Annotated in this window: 17 protein-coding genes; 6 read left to right on the forward strand and 11 right to left on the reverse strand. The window is 42.1% G+C overall.

The features are described from left to right. Positions 1-224: 224 nt before the first annotated feature. Positions 225-443 (forward strand): DUF4327 family protein, encoded by a 219-nt coding sequence (locus tag SYN7509_RS0211795; protein ID WP_009632851.1) that lies wholly within the window; start codon positions 225-227, stop codon positions 441-443. A 6-nt stretch (positions 444-449) separates the two neighbouring features. On the opposite strand, the gene SYN7509_RS0211800 is transcribed toward SYN7509_RS0211795, so the two are convergent. The 4 genes from SYN7509_RS0211800 to SYN7509_RS0211815 all read right to left on the reverse strand — a co-directional run bounded on the left by SYN7509_RS0211800 (position 450) and on the right by SYN7509_RS0211815 (position 6,655). After that, positions 450-1,670, reverse strand: a complete 1,221-nt coding sequence (locus tag SYN7509_RS0211800) for a protein kinase domain-containing protein (protein ID WP_009632852.1) — start codon at positions 1,668-1,670, stop codon at positions 450-452. A gap of 15 nt (positions 1,671-1,685) precedes the next feature. Continuing rightward, a complete protein-coding gene (locus SYN7509_RS0211805; RefSeq protein ID WP_028954264.1) occupies positions 1,686-3,578 on the reverse strand; it encodes a serine/threonine phosphatase in 1,893 nt (630 codons plus the stop codon). 353 nt (positions 3,579-3,931) lie between these two features. Then, a complete protein-coding gene (locus SYN7509_RS0211810; RefSeq protein WP_009632854.1) occupies positions 3,932-4,552 on the reverse strand; it encodes a pseudouridine synthase in 621 nt (206 codons plus the stop codon). Positions 4,553-4,558: 6 nt separating this feature from the next. After that, positions 4,559-6,655, reverse strand: coding sequence for a M3 family metallopeptidase (locus tag SYN7509_RS0211815; protein ID WP_009632855.1), 2,097 nt, complete (start codon positions 6,653-6,655; stop codon positions 4,559-4,561). 142 nt (positions 6,656-6,797) lie between these two features. On the opposite strand from SYN7509_RS0211815, the gene trxB reads away from it, so the two are divergent. The 3 genes from trxB (at position 6,798) to SYN7509_RS0211830 (ending at position 10,184) form a co-directional block, all read left to right on the forward strand. Then, complete coding sequence (gene trxB / locus SYN7509_RS0211820) at positions 6,798-8,165, forward strand: thioredoxin-disulfide reductase (RefSeq protein WP_009632856.1); 1,368 nt, start codon at positions 6,798-6,800, stop codon at positions 8,163-8,165. 208 nt (positions 8,166-8,373) lie between these two features. Beyond that, positions 8,374-9,273 (forward strand): ABC transporter permease, encoded by a 900-nt coding sequence (locus SYN7509_RS0211825; protein WP_009632857.1) that lies wholly within the window; start codon positions 8,374-8,376, stop codon positions 9,271-9,273. Beyond that, positions 9,273-10,184, forward strand: coding sequence for an ROK family protein (locus tag SYN7509_RS0211830; protein ID WP_009632858.1), 912 nt, complete (start codon positions 9,273-9,275; stop codon positions 10,182-10,184). The genes SYN7509_RS0211825 and SYN7509_RS0211830 overlap by 1 nt, the downstream gene beginning before the upstream one ends. A gap of 54 nt (positions 10,185-10,238) precedes the next feature. Here SYN7509_RS0211830 and SYN7509_RS0211835 read toward each other — a convergent pair whose 3' ends face one another. Then, positions 10,239-11,876, reverse strand: a complete 1,638-nt coding sequence (locus SYN7509_RS0211835; RefSeq protein ID WP_009632859.1) for a CTP synthase — start codon at positions 11,874-11,876, stop codon at positions 10,239-10,241. Positions 11,877-11,922: 46 nt separating this feature from the next. Here SYN7509_RS0211835 and SYN7509_RS0211840 point away from each other — a divergent pair, with 46 nt between their 5' ends. Beyond that, positions 11,923-13,752: an N-acetylmuramoyl-L-alanine amidase gene (locus SYN7509_RS0211840; RefSeq protein ID WP_227501496.1), complete on the forward strand. Its 1,830-nt coding sequence runs from the start codon at positions 11,923-11,925 to the stop codon at positions 13,750-13,752. Positions 13,753-13,825: 73 nt separating this feature from the next. Here SYN7509_RS0211840 and SYN7509_RS0211845 read toward each other — a convergent pair whose 3' ends face one another. The 4 genes from SYN7509_RS0211845 to SYN7509_RS0211865 all read right to left on the reverse strand — a co-directional run bounded on the left by SYN7509_RS0211845 (position 13,826) and on the right by SYN7509_RS0211865 (position 17,468). Continuing rightward, positions 13,826-14,302: an alkaline phosphatase PhoX gene (locus SYN7509_RS0211845; RefSeq protein WP_084610667.1), complete on the reverse strand. Its 477-nt coding sequence runs from the start codon at positions 14,300-14,302 to the stop codon at positions 13,826-13,828. Continuing rightward, positions 14,292-15,130 (reverse strand): IS5 family transposase gene (locus SYN7509_RS28515; protein ID WP_202807208.1). Its coding sequence is split into 2 segments (ribosomal slippage): positions 14,292-14,740 and positions 14,740-15,130, totalling 840 coding nucleotides; the frame shifts between segments, so codons are not numbered across the junction. The genes SYN7509_RS0211845 and SYN7509_RS28515 overlap by 11 nt, the downstream gene beginning before the upstream one ends. A gap of 16 nt (positions 15,131-15,146) precedes the next feature. After that, a complete protein-coding gene (locus SYN7509_RS25800; protein WP_009631861.1) occupies positions 15,147-16,067 on the reverse strand; it encodes an alkaline phosphatase PhoX in 921 nt (306 codons plus the stop codon). 144 nt (positions 16,068-16,211) lie between these two features. Beyond that, entirely contained in the window at positions 16,212-17,468 is a 1,257-nt protein-coding gene (locus SYN7509_RS0211865; protein ID WP_009631862.1) for a glycosyltransferase, read from the reverse strand. A 590-nt stretch (positions 17,469-18,058) separates the two neighbouring features. Between SYN7509_RS0211865 and SYN7509_RS0211875 the strand changes: the two genes are divergently transcribed. Next, positions 18,059-19,099, forward strand: coding sequence for a glycosyltransferase family 2 protein (locus SYN7509_RS0211875; protein WP_009631864.1), 1,041 nt, complete (start codon positions 18,059-18,061; stop codon positions 19,097-19,099). A gap of 7 nt (positions 19,100-19,106) precedes the next feature. Here SYN7509_RS0211875 and SYN7509_RS0211880 read toward each other — a convergent pair whose 3' ends face one another. Next, positions 19,107-19,988 (reverse strand): energy-coupling factor transporter transmembrane component T family protein, encoded by an 882-nt coding sequence (locus SYN7509_RS0211880; RefSeq protein ID WP_009631865.1) that lies wholly within the window; start codon positions 19,986-19,988, stop codon positions 19,107-19,109. A 79-nt stretch (positions 19,989-20,067) separates the two neighbouring features. Beyond that, positions 20,068-21,444 (reverse strand): ribosome biogenesis GTPase Der, encoded by a 1,377-nt coding sequence (der, locus tag SYN7509_RS0211885; RefSeq protein WP_009631866.1) that lies wholly within the window; start codon positions 21,442-21,444, stop codon positions 20,068-20,070. Between the last annotated feature and the right edge of the window lie 27 nt (positions 21,445-21,471).

Genomic DNA, 21,471 nt, shown 5'->3' on the forward strand with positions numbered 1-21,471 from the left:
TGTCGTCTATCTTGAGTGGTAATATCTTAAGCAATAAAAAAACTACGCAAGATCATACCAAAACTTTCTCTTGCGGTAGTAATTACCGCACCCCTTGCGCCGAGAGCTAAGTCTTGTGATAGTGTAGAAAAGTAGAAAGGCGATTCCCATACATCATACATCCGCGCTTAGGGAACACTTCTCACCAAACATTTACCCAACTCAATCGGAATTTAATTGAATTTATGGCTCAACAAGTCACTCACCCCATGGTGAAGTTGCAGCGCCACGCGCACTCACTTGTAGAATCCAAAATCCTTAAGCTAACAGATAGCATCTCGAAAATGGCACTGCTTTACGGTAGCGAATGGGCTTACTGGAAAAAAGAACTACTAGATTTTGGCTTTACGACTCAAGACCCCATAGGCGACCTCTTAGCCGTAGAAAATTGGGACGATGAATAATCGCTCTCAAAGGCAAGCTGCTAAGGCTTTAGAGAGTTGTTTAGCGCTAGTATAGCGATCGCCAGGGAGGGGTTCGGTAACGCAATCGATCACCTCCCGCAATTGGGGAGTAATTGTTAATAAACCATCAATATTGAAACGATAACTTTTACCCCGTTGGCGGAAAAACTTAAACGGAGTTTCCCCCGTCAATAAAAAGATCAACGTCGGCCCAATAGCGTACAAATCTGACTGAATCAATGGTTGTCCGCGTTCCTGTTCGGGAGCGCAATAACCTTCTGCGCCGATTCGCGTCCCCGCATAAGTGCCAATCTCTTTAACCGCGCCAAAATCTAACACAACAATTTGCCGATCAAAAGTGCGTAACATCAAGTTGGCGGGCTTAATATCGCGGTGAATTAAAGGGGGCTGTTGATGGTGAATATAGTTTAAAACATCGCAAGTTTGAATCATCCAGGCGATCGCTTTTTCTGGACTTACCGCGCCTTGCTCGTGAACTATGTGTTCCAAGTCTTGACCGTGAATTAGCTCCATTGCCAAGTATTTTTTGCCCGCTTCCAAAAAGAAATCATAATACTTAGGAATCCCCGAATGATGCAGCGTCTTTAAAGTCCGGGCTTCTCGCTCAAATAACTCTTGCGCCTTGGCGATTTTTGCCATATCTGCATTCATTTCTTTTAAAACTAGCAGTTGCGGCGTACCCGCAACCGATCTAGCTTTATCCCAAGCTAAATAAGTAGTCCCCATCCCTCCTTGTCCTAAAGTCCGCAATATATGATACTGACGAACTACTCTTTGTACCAAAATCGGTTCGCCGCAATGAATGCAAAATAAATTGTTGGGAGGGTTGCCACTATGTTGACAATGGGCTGAAGATGGATAAAGACTTTTTGCGGTTACTGGTATTTGTGCCTGAAGTTGAAACTTCAAAATAGGGCCGCCCTTGGCTAATTGCAACAAGCAACCATCAGTAATGGGAGTTTGAGCAACCAAAATGCCATCTACAAAAGTTCCATTTGTGCCTTGATTAATCGCCTGCCAAGCACTAGGATGAGGCAAAGAATTAATTTTACGCAGTTCTAAATGATGCCGGGAAACCAAAGGTTCTGTTAAGATTACATCATTATCTGGCGATCGCCCAATCCGAACGACCGACGTTTTGTCAGTAAATTTCCACTCTTTGATAGTGGTGTTTTGCCCAGGATGTAATAACGACAGCGTGACCACATTGATATTGTATATTTAAAATTGCGAGGAGTTGCGAGGAGCGACTTTTGCCCGAACCAAGACTGCCGTAATATTATCGTGACCGTTGTACTGATTTGCCAGATCAATTAAAGCATTAACTCCTTGGTCTAAATTACTACTAGAACTTAATAGCGGGTCTAAATGGCTTTTCCAATATTGTTCGACTAAATTGTTGTCTGATAGACCGTCAGAAGCCAAGATAAATAGAGTATCTTCATTTAATTCTAAAAATTTCACATCAGGATTGACGTAGTTTTCATCTCGTGGGCCCAAGGCTTGGGTAAGTTGGTAGGCATCGGGACGCGCATAAGCAATAGATGGTTCTACTCCCCGTAAAATCTCTCTTTGCCCCACTTCATGGTCTAAAGTTACCTGCTCTATGCCAATTTTCCGATTTAGTCTATACAAACGGCTATCGCCTACATGAGCCACAGCTACTTGATTATCTTGCAGCAATACCATTACTAAAGTTGTTCCCATGCGTCCTACTCCCGAACGAGCATCTTGTTGATTGGCATCGTAAATTACTTTATTTGCCAACTGTACCGCCTCGCGGATGACTTCTTCGCTGGGGAGTTGCGCCGATTGCCAGTTGGATTGAAAGTATTGTTGTAGTGTTTTTACTGCTAGACTACTTGCCACTTCGCCGCCTGCGTGTCCGCCCATCCCATCACAGAGAATATATAACCCTCGTGCTTGAATATTTTTGCCTCGCGGAAATTCCAGCTTATTTACTGCTGTCTCAATGCCAAAACAATCTTCGTTGTGTTGGCGTTGACCGCCTACGTCTGTAAGACCAGCATCTTCTAAGCCGATCAATTGCATCGGCAAAACAATAGTTGGTGTATCATCTGTCTGCATAACGTTAGTTGAGGGTTTATCGAGTTGGATAACGGTGGAAGGATCGATATCACTACTACTAGAACTAATTTCTGCTTGATTAGTTGCCGCAGTAGAGACGGGCGACGTTGCTGGTAAAGGTGGTAATTGACTAATTATTTCCATTAACAGAAATTGCAATTGTTCTACAGTGTGAATTTCACCTGCTTGCATTTGCGCTAGTAATTCAACCATAGCGCCAACTTTAGTTCGTTGGGATTCACCAAATAAATGTTGCCATAGTTTTCCTAGTTCTTGTAAAGACGTTGCTTGCTCGTTATTAATACTGCCAATAGGTTCAAGGTACAAGCGTTGTAAAGCCAAAGTCCCTTGAGAGTTTATTCGCAAATTGGATAATTCCAACAAGCTACGACAAGCATTCCAGGGAATCAATGCCGCCCATAGTTCGGTCATTGCTAACAGCAATTGATCGATTTGTAGTGCTGTAGTGTTGTTATCCTGCCACACTTCCGGCAAATGTCGCCACAAAGAGCGATCGCTCAATAATAATACTTGTCTACCCTCGTGCTGCCAAGCATCGTGTAGCTGAGGAATTACTTCCCCTAATTGAGAGTGCAAAAGTAAATAAGTTTTTGCGGTTTCGCCAATTTCTACCGTATTAGTGGTATCGGCTTTGAGGAGCGATATTTGTAATGGCTGACAATCTAATACTTTACACTGGATTTCTTTAGGCGCAGGCGGGGGCAATGGTTCAAGTACCTGATAGCGCTGCTGAGAGTCTAAATATAATCCGATGGTTAATAGCGAACTTGAAACGTCGCTATTTGCTTCTTGACTCGCCACCATAGGCGCAAGTTGTTTATTTTTGGAGATAATTGCCCACCAGACTAAACCTGTTTTAGTGCCGCAATTGTCACACTTATTTTGATTTAACGCTACCTTACTGCTACATTGCGGACAAATTTTGTAGCTCAACGATGTACCGCAATTTTGACAAAACTTGTTTTTAGCTGGGTTTTCACTCTTACACTGGGGGCAAATCAGCATGATGTACTAATAAATCCTCTATTGCCGCTTTGTAGGGCTTGGAACCTCTGAATTCATAGCGTTTGTTAACGCAATACATTTAAGTTGCCACAATTAATTATTTTTTTCTCATAGTAAAATCAAAATATGTTAATTAGCGATCGCCACCCTGTCGAAGTGCTATCACTTGATTCTAATTCATAGGTGCTTATTTTGACAAACAATAAATAAAGTCAATTGCGAATTTTTTAGTTTATATTGTCTAATCGCTTAGTATATAGTAATCCTAAATCAATTGTGAACGTTGTAGAGATAATGTTTACGAATCAAATAGGATTGCTATATCTCTTAGAATGTATCTAAGTAAGTAAAAACTATTTAAGCAAATCTTTGACTTCGTTTTCCGTAAGATTACGTAGACAACCTGGTTGTAAGTTATGTAAAGTCAATTGATTGATAGCGACTCTAACTAAACGTAAAGTAGGAAAGCCAACTTTAGCAGTCATGCGCCTTACTTGGCGGTTGCGTCCTTCAGTTAAAGTTATTTCTAGCCAAGCTGTAGGAACATTTTTGCGAAACCGAATTGGGACATCTCGCTCTGGTAGGAGGGGTTCATCGGTTAATAGCTTGACAATAGCAGGACGAGTAAGGCGATCGCTTATCATAACTCCAGATTGCAATTGATTGATCGCATTAACATCAGGAATCCGTTCTACCTGCACCCAATAGGTGCGAGGATGTCCAAACTGAGGATGAGACAGACGGTGCTGCAATTGTCCGTTATCGGTCAATAACATTAGCCCTTCGCTGTCCCAATCCAAACGCCCTACCGGGTAAACATCTGCTACCGATATATAATCTTTTAACGTCCGCCTCTTGAAAAGTTTTGCGCCGGGAGACCCGGACGCGCAAACTTTCCGCTTTTCGCCGCTACTGTCGGTAAACTGACTTAAAACGCCGTAGGGTTTATTAAACAAAATATATCGGTAACTCATCAGTGTTTACGCCGCTTTTACTAAGCCGCTATGCTTGAGTAAAGGCTCAGTGCTGGGTTCGCGCCCTCGAAAAGCCTTAAATACTTCCATAGGGTGTTGGCTGCCGCCTAATGCTAATACTGTATCGCCAAAACGTTTTCCGGTGGATGCGATCGCCTCCTCTGAATCTAGCCCCGCTTCTTCAAAAGCCGCAAAAGCATCAGCACTCAAAACTTCCGCCCATTTGTAGCTGTAGTAGCCCGCAGCATAGCCGCCAGCGAAAATATGACCAAAAGCACATAAAAACGCATCTTCCGGTAGCGGTGGCAACACGGTATTAGTTTGGGCGATGCGGTTGCGGAAATCGTTGGCGCTTTCGCCTTTTCCTGGTTGGTAGCGGTGGTGCAGTTGAATGTCTACACTACTAAAGTAAACTTGTCTGAGCATGACACTACCGCTCATATAGTTTTTAGCCGCTACTAGCTTGTGGTAATAATGCTCTGGTAAAGCTTCCCCCGTTTCGTAGTGTTTTGCCATCCCCATTAAAGTTGGGTAGTGATAGCACCAGTTTTCCATAAACTGACTGGGCAATTCTACCGCGTCCCACTCAACATTGTTAATCCCAGAAGCATCGGCATAATCCACTTTAGTTAGCATATGCTGCAAACCGTGACCAAATTCATGAAATAGCGTTTCTACTTCACCAAAGGTCATTAAGCTAGGTTTGCCATCTACGGGGGGCGATTGGTTGCAAACTAAGTAAGCTACGGGTTTACGCAGAGTAGTTGTGCCATTTTCGGTAATTTTTGCTCTCCCCATACAATCATCCATCCAAGCACCGCCGCGCTTTTCGGCGGGACGGCTATAAGGGTCAAGATAAAAATGGGCGATTTCTGTACCTTTTTCGTCTGCTACTTGGAAATATCTAACATCTTCGTGCCAAACTGGGGCTTGACCGTCCGCCGCCGTGATAGTTACGCCAAATAAGCGGTTGACTAAAGAAAACAAGCTTTCTAATACTTGCTCTAAAGGAAAGTAAGGGCGCAATTCTTCGGCGCTAAAGTCAAACTTTTCTTCGCGCTGGCGTTCTGACCAAAAACTAATATCCCAGTGTTTTAAGTCGCTATTGGCGGGGTTTTTGCTTGCTGCAAAAGCTTTTAATTCTTCTAAGTCTGTTTTAGCCGCTTCGTAGCTAGTCGCGCGTAATTCTTCTAGTAATGCCTCTACCGCTTCGACGCTGGGGGCCATTTTTCGCGCTAGACTCAATTCGGCAAAACTATCAAAACCTAGCAACGGAGCTTTTTCTTGGCGCAACTGTAAAATGCGTTCAATTAAGGGCGTATTATCTAATTCGCCACTAGATGCGCGACTAATAAAAGCTTTGTAGACCTTTTCCCGTAAGTCGCTACGGGTGCTGTGCTGCATGAAAGGGCCAAAGCTGGGAAAATCTAGCGTAATCCGCCAAGGGCCGTTTTCTGGGGTGGCATTTTCTTGCCCAGCATCGCGGGCAGTTTGAGCCGCTAAACTAATTAAGCTAGGGGGTAAACCATCAATTTCTTCTTTTGTAGTCAAATCCAAGCTAAAAGCTTTGGTTGCATCCAAAACGTGGTTAGAGAATTTAGTCGAAAGCTCGCCTAATTCTAGTTGGATAGTATTAAAACGCTCTCTTTTTTCTCCTTCTAAGCCAATTCCCGATAGTTCGGCATCTTTAATTGCTGCTTCCACAATCCGTTTTTGGGCGGGTTCTAATTTATCCCAATCTTGGCTAGAGTGCAGTGCTTTGAAGGCGTTGTAAATGGGTTGACTTTGACTGAGTTTGTTAAAAAATTGGATAACTTGCGGTTGGACGCTTTCGTAAGAAACGCGCAATTCGGGGCTATTTTTGACACCCATTAGATGTCCTACTATACCCCAACTCCAAGTTAAGCGATCGCTTAATCGGTCTAAGGGTTCTACTAAGCCGCTCCAAGTAGGCTGTACTTTAGCTTCTAACTCTGTAAGTTCTTGGTCTACTTGCGCCAATAACTGGGTCATTGCGGGGACAATCTGCTCTGGCTTAATTTCGGCAAAAGGTGGCAATCCCTTACCGATTAGCAATGGATTTTCAGTAGTGGTTGTACTCATAAGCTAATTAATGTTTATCCTTTTTTCTATTGTTACTGTTTCCGAAAAATACCTGTTTAGTAATTACCGTCAATACATTTAACAGCATTACAAATTCTAGGTTATACTAATTAAAACGTAGTCGTTATGAGTTTATTATATTATGGCAGATAACACCACAGAAAATCTAGTAATTATTGGTTCAGGCCCGGCGGGTTATACGGCGGCGATATATGCAGCTAGAGCAAACTTGAAACCATTAGTATTTGAGGGTTTTCAAGCGGGAGGATTGCCAGGGGGTCAGTTGATGACGACGACGGAAGTTGAGAACTTTCCAGGATTTCCCCAAGGGATTACTGGACCCGAATTAATGGATAACATGAAGGCTCAAGCCGAGCGTTGGGGAGCGGAACTATATACAGAAGATGTAATTTCTGTAGACTTTAGCCAGCGTCCTTTTGTGGTGCGTTCGGAGGAGCGGGAAGTTAAAGCCCATAGTATTGTAATTGCTACGGGAGCGACGGCAAAAAGATTAGGTTTACCCGGAGAACATCAGTTTTGGAGTCGGGGAATTTCCGCTTGTGCAATTTGTGATGGTGCTACGCCAATATTTCATCGCGCTGAATTAGCGGTAATTGGTGGCGGCGATTCGGCGGCGGAAGAATCAATTTATTTGACTAAGTACGGCGATACAGTAAATATGCTGGTGCGTGGGGACAAAATGCGCGCTAGTAAAGCGATGCAAGACCGCGTATTGAGCAATCCCAAAATTACCGTCCATTGGAATAGCGAAGTTGTAGATGTGTTTGGAAATGACAAGCACATGGAAGGAGTAAAAATTCGTAACCTTAAAACCAATGAGGAAAAGGATTTACACGTTAAAGGATTATTTTATGCCGTCGGTCATAAGCCAAATACCGATTTATTTAAAGGGCAATTAGAACTAGACGATGTTGGTTACATTGTCACTAAGCCGGGTTCAGTAGAAACTAGCGTTGAAGGCGTATTTGCGGCGGGAGATGTGCAAGACCATGAGTTTCGCCAAGCAATAACGGCGGCGGGAACAGGCTGTATGGCGGCAATGTTGGCGGAAAGGTGGTTGTCGGTGAATGATTTACTGCAAGAATTTCATCAAGTACCAGCAACGGCAAATAATGAGTTAGAGCATGAAGCCCAAAAGCCAAGTACAGAATCACAGGAGTTTAACGTACAGGCTACACGCCATGAAGGAGGCTATGCTTTACGTAAATTATTCCATGATAGCGATCGCTTGTTAATAGTTAAATACGTTTCCCCTGGTTGTGGCCCTTGTCATACCTTGAAACCGATTTTGAACAAAGTAGTTGATGAATTTGATGGTCAGATTCACTTTGTAGAGATTGATATTGAAAAAGACCGAGATATTGCCGAAAACGCTGGAGTTAATGGTACGCCAACGATTCAATTGTTTAAGAATAAGGAATTATTGGTTGAATCTAAAGGTATCAAGCCAAAAAGTCAATATCGCCAGTTAGTAGAAAGTCATTTGTAATATCGGCAGCACAAAATCTTGCGGACTTCAAGATAAGACCCTTTTGCAGGGGGTTTGGGGGAGGCAACTCGTCCCCCAATGGGGGGTCTGCCCCCCAAACCCCCCATTTCTTGGTTTTTCTTAAAAAGTAATCGGATTGAATTAGCTTCCCAAATCCTGTATATTTGCGACACGCCCAAGCCGCAAATACTACTGCAATTTAATTTATATGACTGCCACCAAACGCAAGCTACCCAACATTTTTTCCTCGGCGGCGCGTCCTAGTATTTCCCAGCGATTAATGCTGATAGGCTTAGTTATGAGCCTATTTTTTTTGTTAATAGCTCTATTTGGTTCGGTGTTTCAGGGTTGGGGATGGTTGCAAAACCCCTCCGAGTCGCTAAGTAATCCAATTCACGAACCGCCGTCAATTAGTCACTTTTTTGGCACAAGCCAGCAAGGTTATGATGTATTTTCCCGGACTTTATTCGGTACGCAAGCTGCTTTACAAGTAGTGATTTTGGCAACGGTGCTGAGTGTCGTAATTGGCGTTCCTTTGGGACTTGTGAGCGGTTATATTGGCGGCAGACTTGATCGCATATTATTATTTTTAATGGATACTATCTATACGCTGCCAGGACTATTGCTATCAGTGACTTTGGCTTTTGTTGTGGGTAGAGGTATCTTAAATGCGGCGATCGCCATTAGTATTGCATACATACCCCAATATTATCGAGTTGTGCGCAATCATACGGTCAGCGTCAAAACCGAGCTTTTTATTGAAGCAGCGCAATCAATGGGGGCTTCTACTTGGCGGATACTATCGCGCTACTTGTTTTTAAATGTAATTGCCAGCGTTCCGGTATTATTTACCCTAAATGCGGCGGATGCGATTTTAACTTTGGGTGGCTTGGGCTTTTTGGGGTTAGGATTGCCCGAACAAGTACCAGAATGGGGTCACGATTTGCGTCAAGCACTAGAAGCTTTACCTACAGGTATTTGGTGGACGGCGTTATTTCCAGGATTAGCAATGACTTTAATGGTTGTTGGTTTGTCTTTGGTGGGAGAGGGATTAAATGATTTCATTAATCCCCGGTTGCGGAAAGAAAATAGTAATTTTGTACCTTAATGAGCAATATGGGTAATGTTGATATAGAGTCTCAAGTAATTGGGATTGATTTAGGTGGTACGGCAATTAAATTGGGGCGATTTACAGCCGATGGTACTTGCTTGCAGTCATTAAGCGTTGCTACACCTCAACCAGCGACACCAAGCGCCGTTGTTGAAGCTATCTTAGACGCGATTTCCTTAATTGACCCCCAAGGATATAGTAAAGCGATTGGTGTTGGCACTCCAGGAGCCGTTGATGTAACCGGACGCATTGCGGTAGTGGCAATTAATCTATCTAATTGGCACAATGTCCCCTTAGCGGACTTGTTAGAAGCTAAATTAAACTTGCCTACACTTCTAGCCAATGATGCCAATTGTGCGGGTTTAGGGGAATATTGGCTAGGTGCAGGGAAACAGTTTCAAAACTTAATTCTAATTACCCTCGGTACGGGAGTAGGTGGGGCGATTATTCTTGATGGTAAATTGTTTACCGGACATCGCGGCGCGGCGGGAGAATTGGGATTAATTACTTTAAATCCTGATGGTCATAGATGTAATAGCGGCAATCAAGGTTCTTTAGAGCAATATGCTTCAGCCCCAGCTATTCGCCGCCGTACAGGTTTAGAACCTTCTCAGTTGGGCGAATTAGCAAGTTCTGGTGACGAAAAAGCCTTAACTTTTTGGCAAGAATATGGCAAGGACTTAGGGGCAGGAGTTGCAAGTTTAATTTATATTTTGACACCAGAAGCGATCGCAATTGGCGGCGGTGTATGCGCTAGTTTTGAATTTTTCTTACCTTCTATGCAAGCAGAGATTGAACGCCGGGTTTTGCCTAGTTCCCGTGCGGGTTTGCAGATACTCAGGGCGCAACTAGGCAATAAGGCCGGAATGGTAGGCGCGGCTAAATTGGCTTGGTCTTTATTACCGTAGAGACGTTGCACGATTATTGTAGAGACGTTGTACCGCAACGTCTCTACCCAACGCCTACACCTCAACCGGGGTGGGGATTTGCACTGATGGGGGTGTTAGACGCGCCGTTGCTGCTTCAATAAACCCACTAAATAAAGGATGAGGCGCACTAGGTCTTGATTTAAACTCTGGGTGGAATTGAGTAGCAAGAAAAAAGGGATGATTAGGTAATTCGATAATTTCTACCAAGCGACCATCAGGAGAAGTACCGCTAATTACATAGCCAGCTTCTAAAAGCAAGTTGCGGTAAGCATTGTTAAACTCGTAGCGGTGGCGGTGGCGCTCGTAAATTACTTCTTTTCCGTAGAGTTTATGAGCTAAAGTATTTGGCTCAATGCGACAAGGATACAACCCTAAACGCATTGTACCGCCCAAATCTACCACGTCTTGCTGTTCGGGCAATAGATTAATTACTGGATGAGCGCCTGTTGAGTCAAATTCAGCACTATTAGCGTCTTTTAATCCTGCCAGGTTTCGCGCCCACTCTACCACCGCACATTGCATTCCCAAACATAAACCCAAAAAAGGAATTTTTAGTTCTCGCGCATACTGTACCGCCGCAATTTTTCCATCTACACCCCGAATCCCAAAACCTCCCGGTACTACTAACCCGTCAATTCCTTCTAGATACTTTTTCGCATCATCGGTTTCCAAGTCTTCCGAATTTATCCACCGCAATTGTAATTCTCCCCCAGTGGCCAAGGCTGCATGGCGCAAGGCTTCGGTGACGGATAAATAAGCGTCATTTAATTGCACGTATTTACCAACAATACCAATTTCTATTTTGTGGGTGGGGCGATAAAGATGGTCAACTAAATTTTGCCATTGAGTAAGATTTGGTTGGCGGTGTTCGAGATGGAGTAATTCTATTGCTTGCTCGGCTAATCCTTCCCGTTCTAACATTAACGGTACTTCGTAGATACTGATAGCATCTTGGGATGTAATCACGCACTCTACAGGTACATCGCAAAACTCTGACATTTTTAACTTTAAACCCAAAGGCAACGGGCGATCGCACCTACAAACTAAAATATCTGGTTGAATACCAATAGAGCGCAACTCTTTAACAGAATGCTGGGTTGGCTTTGTTTTCATTTCTCCGGCGGATGGAATCCAAGGTACTAAGGTAACGTGCATATACAACACGTTTTTTCGCCCGACATCTTTCCGAAACTGACGGATTGCTTCTAAAAAAGGCAAAGATTCAATATCGCCTACTGTCCCACCAATTTCTGTAATTACAACGTCAGGATTGGTATCGCGAGCAACTCTTTGAATGCGGTCTTTAATTTCGGTTGTAATATGGGGAATTACTTGGACTGTACCCCCCATATATTCGCCGCGTCGCTCTTTATTTAACACCGCTTGATAAATAGAGCCTGTAGTCACACTATTAAGCCGTGACATCGGTGTATCAGTAAATCGTTCGTAGTGTCCCAAGTCTAAATCTGTCTCCGCACCGTCGTCGGTAACAAATACCTCTCCATGCTGAAAAGGACTCATTGTACCGGGATCGACGTTAATATAAGGATCTAGTTTGAGAATAGATACCGAATAATCCCGCGATTTTAATAATCTACCCAAACTCGCCGCTACAATACCTTTACCAATACTGGAAACTACGCCCCCAGTAACAAACACAAATTTAGTCATATAATTTTAGCCGTAAAAACAATTATAGAAATCCACCCCGTTAATTGTGCCACAATACTCGCTGTTAGCTTTTGTCGGGAAAAGTAATCGCATCAATGGCAATATCATAAATATCTATTACTATTTTGGCGTGAGAAAACTTTTAGGATCGGCATTATTCGGGATAGTTTCCATGACATCCCCGGCGTTAGCACAACAAGCATTAACGGTGGTTTATCCTCCTTCTGAACATCAAACTACCGCTAACCAAATATTTTTGATTGGTACAGCGCCAAAGGGCGAAGTATTAGTAAATGGTAAACCTATCAACCGCAGTCCGGCGGGACATTTTGCCCCTAGTTTCCCGTTAAAAGTGGGAGATAATTTATTTACTTTGCGCTACCAAAACCAGCAGTTAGAAATTAAAGTTAAACGCTTATCTACCATTCAATCGCCGCCAAAAGGATTAGCTTTTGCACTCGATTCTCTAACGCCATCGGTAGATATAGCAAGGCTTCCAGGGGAAATTATTTGTTTTGGAGCGATCGCGCCCGTCAATGCCAAGGTTAGTATAAACTTAGCTAGTCAAACTATTGCTTTACTTCCCCAATCCCAAAATGTCCAACTACCGCCCAATTGGGCGGCGCTGACAGAGCAAAACCGACCGATTACAGCATCGGTCGCCGGGAAGTACAAGGGGTGTACAACGGCTTTGCAACCCGCTAGTTTAGGATTACCAGAATTTCAGCTAACTATTGATGGCAAAACAACAAAGCAGCTAGGTAAAGGTAAAATAACCATCCTTTCCCCCTTACAGCTAGAAGTTGCCGAAGTTACAGCCGTTTCTGGGGTAGCGCGGACGGGTGCGAGTACCGATAATTCTCGGCTTACTCCTTTACCCAAAGGGACGCAGGCGACAATTACCGCCAAAGAGGGAGAATGGTTACGTTTAGATTATGGCGGTTGGATTAATAGTAAAGAAACCCGGATTTTAAAAGGTGTAACGCCGCCTACTTCAATTATTCGTAGCGTCCGCGCTCGTCAAGTAGCGGGAGCAACAGAAATCGTATTTCCTTTGCAAGTACCCGTACCTGTAAGCGTCCAACAAGGTGAAAAATCTTTTACCCTAACCCTCTACAACACTACCGCCGAAACTGATATTATCCGCTTAGATGATGACCCGCTAATTTCTCGCCTAGATTGGCAACAGGTGGCTACTAAACAGGTGCAATATACCTTTAACCTCAAAAATGATCAACAGTGGGGTTACAAGCTCAGATACGACGGTACGAGCTTAGTTTTAACTATGCGTCATCCACCAAAAAAGGGACAAGAAACCCCACTTAAAGGGATTAAAATTTTGCTCGATCCCGGTCATGGTGGTAAGGAATTAGGTTCAAGAGGCCCCACAGGTTATCCCGAAAAAGATATTAATTTGTTGATGTCTAAGCTAGTGCGATCGCATTTAATCGCCAAAGGCGCAACAGTATATATGACGCGGGAAGCAGATATTGATGTTGGTTTGGGCGATCGCGTGGCAATGATTGATAAACTAGAACCGGCGATCGCTCTTTCTATCCACTACAACGCTTTACCTGATAGCGGCGATGCTATAAACACTAAAGGAATAGCTACTTTTTGGTACAACGCCCAAGCCCACAGTTTAGCTTTATTTATGCATAATTATTTAGTCAAAAAGCTGGCTCGTCCTTCCTACGGCGTGTACTGGAATAATTTAGCCTTAACTCGTCCCACTGCTGCGCCTTCAGTGTTGCTAGAACTAGGTTTTATGATTAATCCCAACGAGTTTGAGTGGATTACTAACGCGCAAGAACAACAATTATTAGCAACAACAATTTCCGATGGTGTAACCGAGTGGTTTGACGTTAACCAATAATTTTCTTGACGTGCTGCCTTATTTTGGTTACAACCGATTCAAAACTCCAAAACAAAAACATGGTTTTGATAAATTATGCCCAAGCACCCCAAATCGCAAAAGTAATCCCAGGATCTTGGATATTGAGAAACATTGTCCGACCATCGGGAGAAAAGCAAACTCCACAAAGTTCTGAACTGTTGAGGGCGTTTCGAGCAAACTGATACAGTTCTCCTTGAGAATTAACGCCAACAATGCGATCGCTACCTTCTCCATCTTCGCACAAGAATAAATCGCCAGCCGGTGACAAAGTGACATTATCTGGGCTTTCTAGTACCGTTCCACTGTTTGGCTCTACAAATAGCTCAATAGTACCGCCATCAATTGCCTTTTTCCCAGGAATATAGCGCCAAACTTGTCCTTTTTGAGCCGCACCGCCATTAGTGCAGGTAAAGTACACTTCGCCATTGCCATAAATTATTCCTTCCCCACGCGAAAACTGAGCCGCCCCTTTATTAAAACCTTCAACTCTTACAGTAGACCTCTTGCAAAAATAAGCTTTAAGATTGATTTGCGTTTAAGTTAAGCTCATAATTATAAATAGAAGCTATTAAATTAAACCTTAATCCAAATCGTTTCCTTCTGTTTCTATATCGCCCTTGTAAAATCCTAAATCTTTTCAAATGGGCAAAAACATTTTCAATAATTATTCTCTCTTTTGCTAGTTCTCTATTCTCTTTTTTCTCGGCTACAGAAAGCTTATCTTTTCTTGGCTTCTTTTTAGGTATTTGACTAAAATGATGATGCTTTTTAATTCCTTGATATCCCTTATCTGCTAAACATTTAACCTCTTTTTTAATCCTGATTTTGCTTCTTTTATATAACTTGAAATCATGTTCAGAACCCTTGCCATAGTACGTACACAGTATTTCTCCATTTCTTTGATCGATAACTACTTGGGCTTTCAACGTATGTCTTTTTTTCTTGCCACTATAATAGCTCTTTTGTTTTTTTTAGGTCTTTCTATGGGGGTCTCACTTACATCTATTACTACCGTTTCTAGCTGATAATCATCGTCAATCAATCTCTTTTTCCCTGGTAGTCTTAGTTGAGGAGCTTTAATTAAAATATTTTCTATTTTTTGAATAATTCGGTAGGCTGTAGATTCGTTTATTCCCCAAGTAGCACCTAAATGAAAAAAAGTTCGGTACTCTCGTAAATATTCTAAGACCATTAAGATTTGGTCTTCTACCTTTAGTTTTGGCGGTCTGCCAGTTTTCTTCCTTGATTTTTCCGCTTCCTTGACTATTTCTACCATTTGATTAAAAGTGTCAAAATGCACTCCAGTCAAACGTTTAAATTCTTCCGCCTTTAATTTTTTTACCTTTTTATAAGTCACTTTTACTTCTACTTAGTCACTTCCCTACGATTTTATCATTAACTTTTGCAAGAGGTCTAGTATCGAGGGCGGGGTTTACGTCTTCAATGCGTACCCATTCAACGTCCATTGATTCGCCTATAGCAAAACCTGTTTTGGTAATGGCTTGGGGTCTATTTTTAATTTTTAATGCTTCTAAAACTCCTCCTGCTTGTAATATTCCGGGTTGAGTAGGAATAAAACGATAAAACAGGCTATCGCCTCGATCTTCAGTTTGATAAACAATTCCGGTGCGCGGATCTACGGCGATCGCTTCGTGGTTAAATCGTCCCATACTTACAAGCGGTATCGGCTTTACAAGTCCTGTAGCGCGGGATGAAACTTCAAAATTGTAGCCGTGAAGCTGAGAAATATTATCGGGATTATCTGGCGTATTAGTTTCGGGAGTAGAGGTATTTTCTTCGCAACTAATCCACGAACCCCAAGGAGTTGCGCCCCCCGCACAATTGCGATAAGTTCCAGCAAGAGAAGCATAATCTTTTATTAGTTGGCGATTTGCGCCCACAATTAACGTAGTTGTACCACCAGAGGCGAGGGGATCGTATTTCTGATTTTCTGGCGCTATAACTTTTGTCATAGAACTGGGGCTAAGTTCGTGATTGCGAACTAAAATTGTTGTTCCGTTAGTACCTGTAAAGGCTGCCATGCCATCATGATTACCAGGAACAGAATTGCGATCGCTCATAGTATCCCCAGTCTTTGAAAAAGCTCTATACTGAAAGCCTTTAGGCAAATCTAATAAGCCATTAGGATCGGTTTGCAGCGCCCCGTAGCCTTTGCCAATTACTTTTTTACCTATGGCTTCTCTAGAGTACAAAGCTCTTAAAGGAGCCGCAAGCAGCGCAGAAGTTGCTCCAGCGCCTATTAAAGTGAAAAACTGGCGACGCGATACAGTCATAGAGATTTTGGAGATTTTTTCTATATACGTCCATACTTTAGTCAATTTCCATGGCGATCGCACAAAGGGCAGGTTAATTTATGGTTAACCAAAAGTGGTGTGTTGTCTCAAATTAGTCAATTTAATTTGTAAGGCGATGGTAGTTTACCCTAGTTTTTGCTCGGCTTTCCCTTTCATAACTTGTTGATAAATCTCTATAGAGCGATCGTTGAGTTTGTTGGTGTCATAGTGCTTTTCTACATAAGCCCTACCTGCTTGACCCATAGTCACCCAATTAAGGGGATTTTCTATTAATAGCGCCAATTTTTCTACTAAAGCATCCACATCTTTCTCTGGAACTAGAAAGCCAGAAACCCCATCTTCAATAAGTTCGGGAATCCCAGCGTGCAATGTTCCAATCACGGGCATTCCCATCGCCATTGCTTCTTTCAATGTATTAGGAATACCCTCTTGATTGCCGTCTGATGCGGTTACACTCGTGGCTATAAATATAGAGGAGCGATTGAGAATCTCTACAACTTCTGGCTGCCGTTTCCAACCTAAAATTTTTACTTGCTCGTTTACCGCTAACTCGTCTATTAATTGCTGTAACGATGATCTCAATACACCATCACCAATGATGTTATATTCAATTTTTTTATGGCTTTTAGCAAGCTTTGCCACTGCACGAATACAATATTCTATACCTTTTTTTTCGACCAAGCGACCAGTGGTTACAAGTCGCACAAATCCGTCTACAGGTATTCGAGGAGTATAAGCAAACTTACTGCAATCTATACCTGATTCTAAAACAGCTAACTTGTTTTGATCGCAACCAAGTTTGAGTAATATATTTTTGAAGTAGTTACAGTTTGGCAGAAAAAAATCCCCAGTTGGAAATAGTTGACGATAAATATTTTCTCCCTCTTTGTAGATAAATTCAGTAATATCATAACCGCGAAAAGATGTAACTAATCTACCTTCAATCGCACCGAGTTCGCGCAATACCATTATCGGCAGCGCTAACGTACCAAACTGGCAGTGAATGATGTCATAAGGTTCTTTCCCTACTAAAGATTTCGCTCGGTAAAGCAGTCGCAATGATAGTGCTTGAGTGCCATATTTGAAGATATTGAGGCTTCGCAACGCCACTAAAAGATTTTGAGAGAAATTAGGTAATAAAGTTATGCCTTTAAGCAAACGAAGTAAAAAATTTTTGGGAATTTTAGGTACGTAGTAAGTGCGTTCAAGTAGATGATATTTTTCTACATTTGGATGTACGTTAGTTGTCTCTAATTCTACATTCTCTTGAATTGCATAAATATCAATCGTAAAACCACGATCAATTAATCCTACAATTTGATTTAATATAAATGTCTCCGATAGAACCGGAAAACTAGCAACAACAAAAGCAACTCTCATAGGTTTTTTCTGTTTTTTATTTTAAAAAAATTTATTTGTTACTTTTTTAAACTATTTTTCAAGTAAAATGTAAATTTTAATGCTGTTTTTAAAACATTTTTTATAGCAATAAATTTTAGCTTCAGTTAGTTTCTTTATCTAAATTAGCATCTTGTAAATATTTGGTAAAGATGAAAATTTTGAGTAAATGCGAACTTATAATCTATCTTAGAGAAGATTTTTCAATATATAGAATCCTTTTTGAGTTATAAAATATGGATAGCCCCCAAGGCTGGCGGATAAAAATCCGGTTTCCCCAAAAAAGGGGCTACGGAGCGGAACCAACTTGCTTTTTAAGCGCTGATTTAGGATTGCTATAGGCGCAATTTGTTTATAGCTTAAATTAAACGAGTTAAGTCAAGCTTAAGTAATTCAAATTAAACCAAAGGCTTAAATGTCTAATGTCTTACAAAACTTAATTAAAAACTTTTGTTTTGTCAAATTCTAAGCGTAAAAAAGAAGTCTATAAGTTTATAAATAGACGCTCAAATCAAATTTTTGCAAATGAAAACTTTTGTGTTAAAGCATTAGCAATCGAGTAAAAAAAGCCTATGCCAACAGTTTCAGTAGTTATTCCTACTTACAATAATATAACTTACTTACCAGAAGCTCTAGAAAGCGTCCTCAATCAAACTTTTACCGATTTTGAAGTCATAATTATTGATGATGGAAGTTTGGATACAACCCAAGAATGGATTAGCAACTTGGTAGATGCGCGGATAAAAACAATAGTGCAAACTAATCAAGGTGCGGCAGTAGCTCGAAACACTGGAATTGCTTTTTCTTCAGGAGATTATATAGCCTTCTTGGATAGTGACGACTTATGGGAGCCAACAAAACTAGAAAAACAAGTGCAGTGTTTAGCAGCAAATCCCGATGTCGGTTTGGTAAATACTTGGATTAAGAATATAGACAATCAAGGTAATTATTTAGCTATTGTGCCAGCACCGGACGCAGAGGGCAATGTCTGGAATCAGATCATAGAGGAAAATCTAATTTTGTGTGGTAGTGTGCCAACAATCCGTCGTCGTTGTTTTGAAGAAGTTGGTGTATTTGACCCCGATTTGCTGTCGGCAGAAGATTGGGATATGTGGATTCGTCTAGCCGCAAATTATTCTTTTGCGTTGATTAAAGAACCTTTAGTTTTATACCGCCAGCATTTAGGAAGCAAATCTAACAATTTAGAAAAGCATTTATTATATCGATTGAAAACAATTGATAAAACATTTCAATCTGTTTGTCCCCAATTAAAATATTTAAAAAAGCGTGCGGTGGGGCGGGCTTATTTGGCAATAGCTTGGAAATCGCTGCTCCAAAATAATTACAAAGCAGTTAATAAGTACCGCCAGCAAGCATTGACCTACTTCCCAGAATTACAAAGCAGCTATAGCTACAAGCGTTTGATTTTATTAACCTTGGCAAAACAGTGGTTAAGTAATGAAACTTATACTTTTTTGAAAAGGTTGGTACAAAGATTTTCTCTTGACCAAAGGAAAGGGGAAAAGGAGATTTTTGCGATCGCTGTCCGCGCCTATACTAAAGTTATCACCTATGGCGATCGCTCTTTTATAAGTTCAAAAAGCCGTCTGTAGCAAATCCTTAATTAATTGTGGGGAATGGCAGCCACCGCGCGATCCAAAATATAATCAATAAAGCGATCGCCATGCCATCAGTAGTTTTTAATCGTAATTGTTGCCATTGAACTCGATGAGTATTCGGGCTTGTAAAACCCCGGACTGTCATCGCATTTGCCATTTGCTCGGCTCGCAGTAACAAATTTTCTAATAAGCGCTCGGCGACTAGCATCCAGACTCTAATTGCTCCCTTGACACCGAGCTTTTTCCAATTGATGGCGCGGGTATTGACGGAGCGAATTAGGTTTTGCACTTCTTCTAAAACTAGCGGAATAAACCGCAAAGATAGAGTTAGGGTCAAAGCAATTTCTGTCACCGGAACTTTAAAACGGCGCAAAGGACGCATCAAGCTTTCAATTCCGGCGGTAATTTCTTCAGGAGCGGTAGTTAGTAAGTAGAGATTGCTGCTGTAAATGACATTAAATATTAGTGTACTGACGCGAATAGCTAGTTCTAGACTTCGCCTAGTAATTGTAAATCCCTTGATTTGAAATAGTACATATTGGTAATCTGAGGCAATAGCAAGACTAGGATCGATTGGTGGTAGCCGGGGTTGGTACTTGACATTGAAGGAGTCGGGGACAAAAGCACCTAAAAGAAACACAAAGCCAGACAGCATCAATAGCCAACCCATTTGTTGCTTCCAGGCGCGGAGCGGAATTTTAGCAGTTAGAGTAATCGCAATTAGCATTAATACTAAAGCAATCCGCCAAGGCGAACTAGCTAGAATAGGCGCAGCTAGAAAACTTAAGAGCCAAATTAGCTTGACTCTAGGATCGAGTTTGTGCAGCCAAGTAATCGGTTGTTCTAGGTATAACCCTAAAGGAAGATTTCGCAGTAAATCCATTCGTGCAAATTGTAGCGCTGTAATCCAAGATAATTGACTTCAGGGGAAAACTTATCAAAATTTCCCCAAGGACTTATTGCTAATGACTTTTAACGCGAGTAGCACGATTAGTTGGACTGCCAGTATTTTCAACCTCACGGACTTTTTTGCTGCGCCAAAATAAGCGGATGGGTGTACCAACAAAGCCTAGCTGCTGGCGAAACTGCCTTTCAATATAACGCTTGTAGTTTTCAGGAAAGCGGGAGGCTTCATTTACAAATAGGGCGATCGCCGGAGGCTGTGTACTTACTTGCGTACCGTAATAAATTTTACCTTGACGACCTTGGCGGCTAGTAGGTGGTGAATGCCAGCGTACAGCTTCTTCTAGCACTTCGTTAATTACCGAAGTAGTGACGCGGCGTTTGTGAGCGGCGGCGGCGACATCGGCTAATTCGAGGATTTTTTCGACTCTTTGCCCAGTTTTGGCGCTGACAAAAATCATTTCTGCCCATTCTATAAAATATAGTCGCTCTTTAAGAGTTTTTTCGTGGTCGTAAATAGTATAGGAATCTTTTTCGACAGCATCCCATTTATTTATTACGACGACACAAGAGCGCCCTTCTTCTTCAATTCGCGCCACTAATTTTTGATCTTGCTCCGTAACTCCATCTTCCGCATCAAGTACCAATAAAACTACATCGGCGCGGCGAATAGCTTTAAACGCGCGGTTGATGCCAAAAAATTCTGCACCGTATTCAACGTTTTTCTTGCGACGAATTCCGGCGGTGTCGATTAAACGGTAAGTTTTGCCATCGCGTTCAATTACAGTATCGATCGCATCGCGGGTAGTACCAGAAATTGGACTAACGATCGCTCTATTTTCCCCGACAAAAGCGTTTAGTAAGCTAGACTTGCCCACATTTGGTCGTCCAACGATCGCAATTTTTACTTCATCTACGTCGGGAAGATCCTCAGCAAGCGGTAAATGAGCAACTACAGCGTCTAATAATTCTCCTGTACCATTGCCATGAATCCCAGACATGGGGAAAGGTTCGCCCAATCCCAGTTCCCAAAATTGCGAGGCTTGGGATAAGCCTAGTTCGGCAGATTCGCATTTATTGACAGCTAGAACCACTGGGACGCTTTGTTGGCGCAACCATTGGGCAATTTCTTCATCGGCGGCGCAAATTCCCGCTTGACCGTCTACGATGAACAGGGCGGCACTAGCTTCTTTGAGAGCTAGGGCAGCTTGTTCGCGGATTTGGGGTAAAAATTCGGTATCGTCGTCAAATACTAACCCGCCCGTATCGACTACAACAAAATCACGATCGCCCCAGTAGGCATTAACATAAGTGCGATCGCGGGTAATTCCTGGTTCATCGTACACAATAGCCGCCCCCGTCCCTGCCAGACGATTTACTATTGTAGATTTGCCCACATTGGGACGACCGATAATTGCGACTATTGGTAGAGACATAAAAGTAAAAAATGCTTAGTTATTTAT

It is taken from the genome of Synechocystis sp. PCC 7509, from assembly GCF_000332075.2.
In the GTDB taxonomy this organism is placed as follows: Bacteria; Cyanobacteriota; Cyanobacteriia; order Cyanobacteriales; family Chroococcidiopsidaceae; genus Aliterella.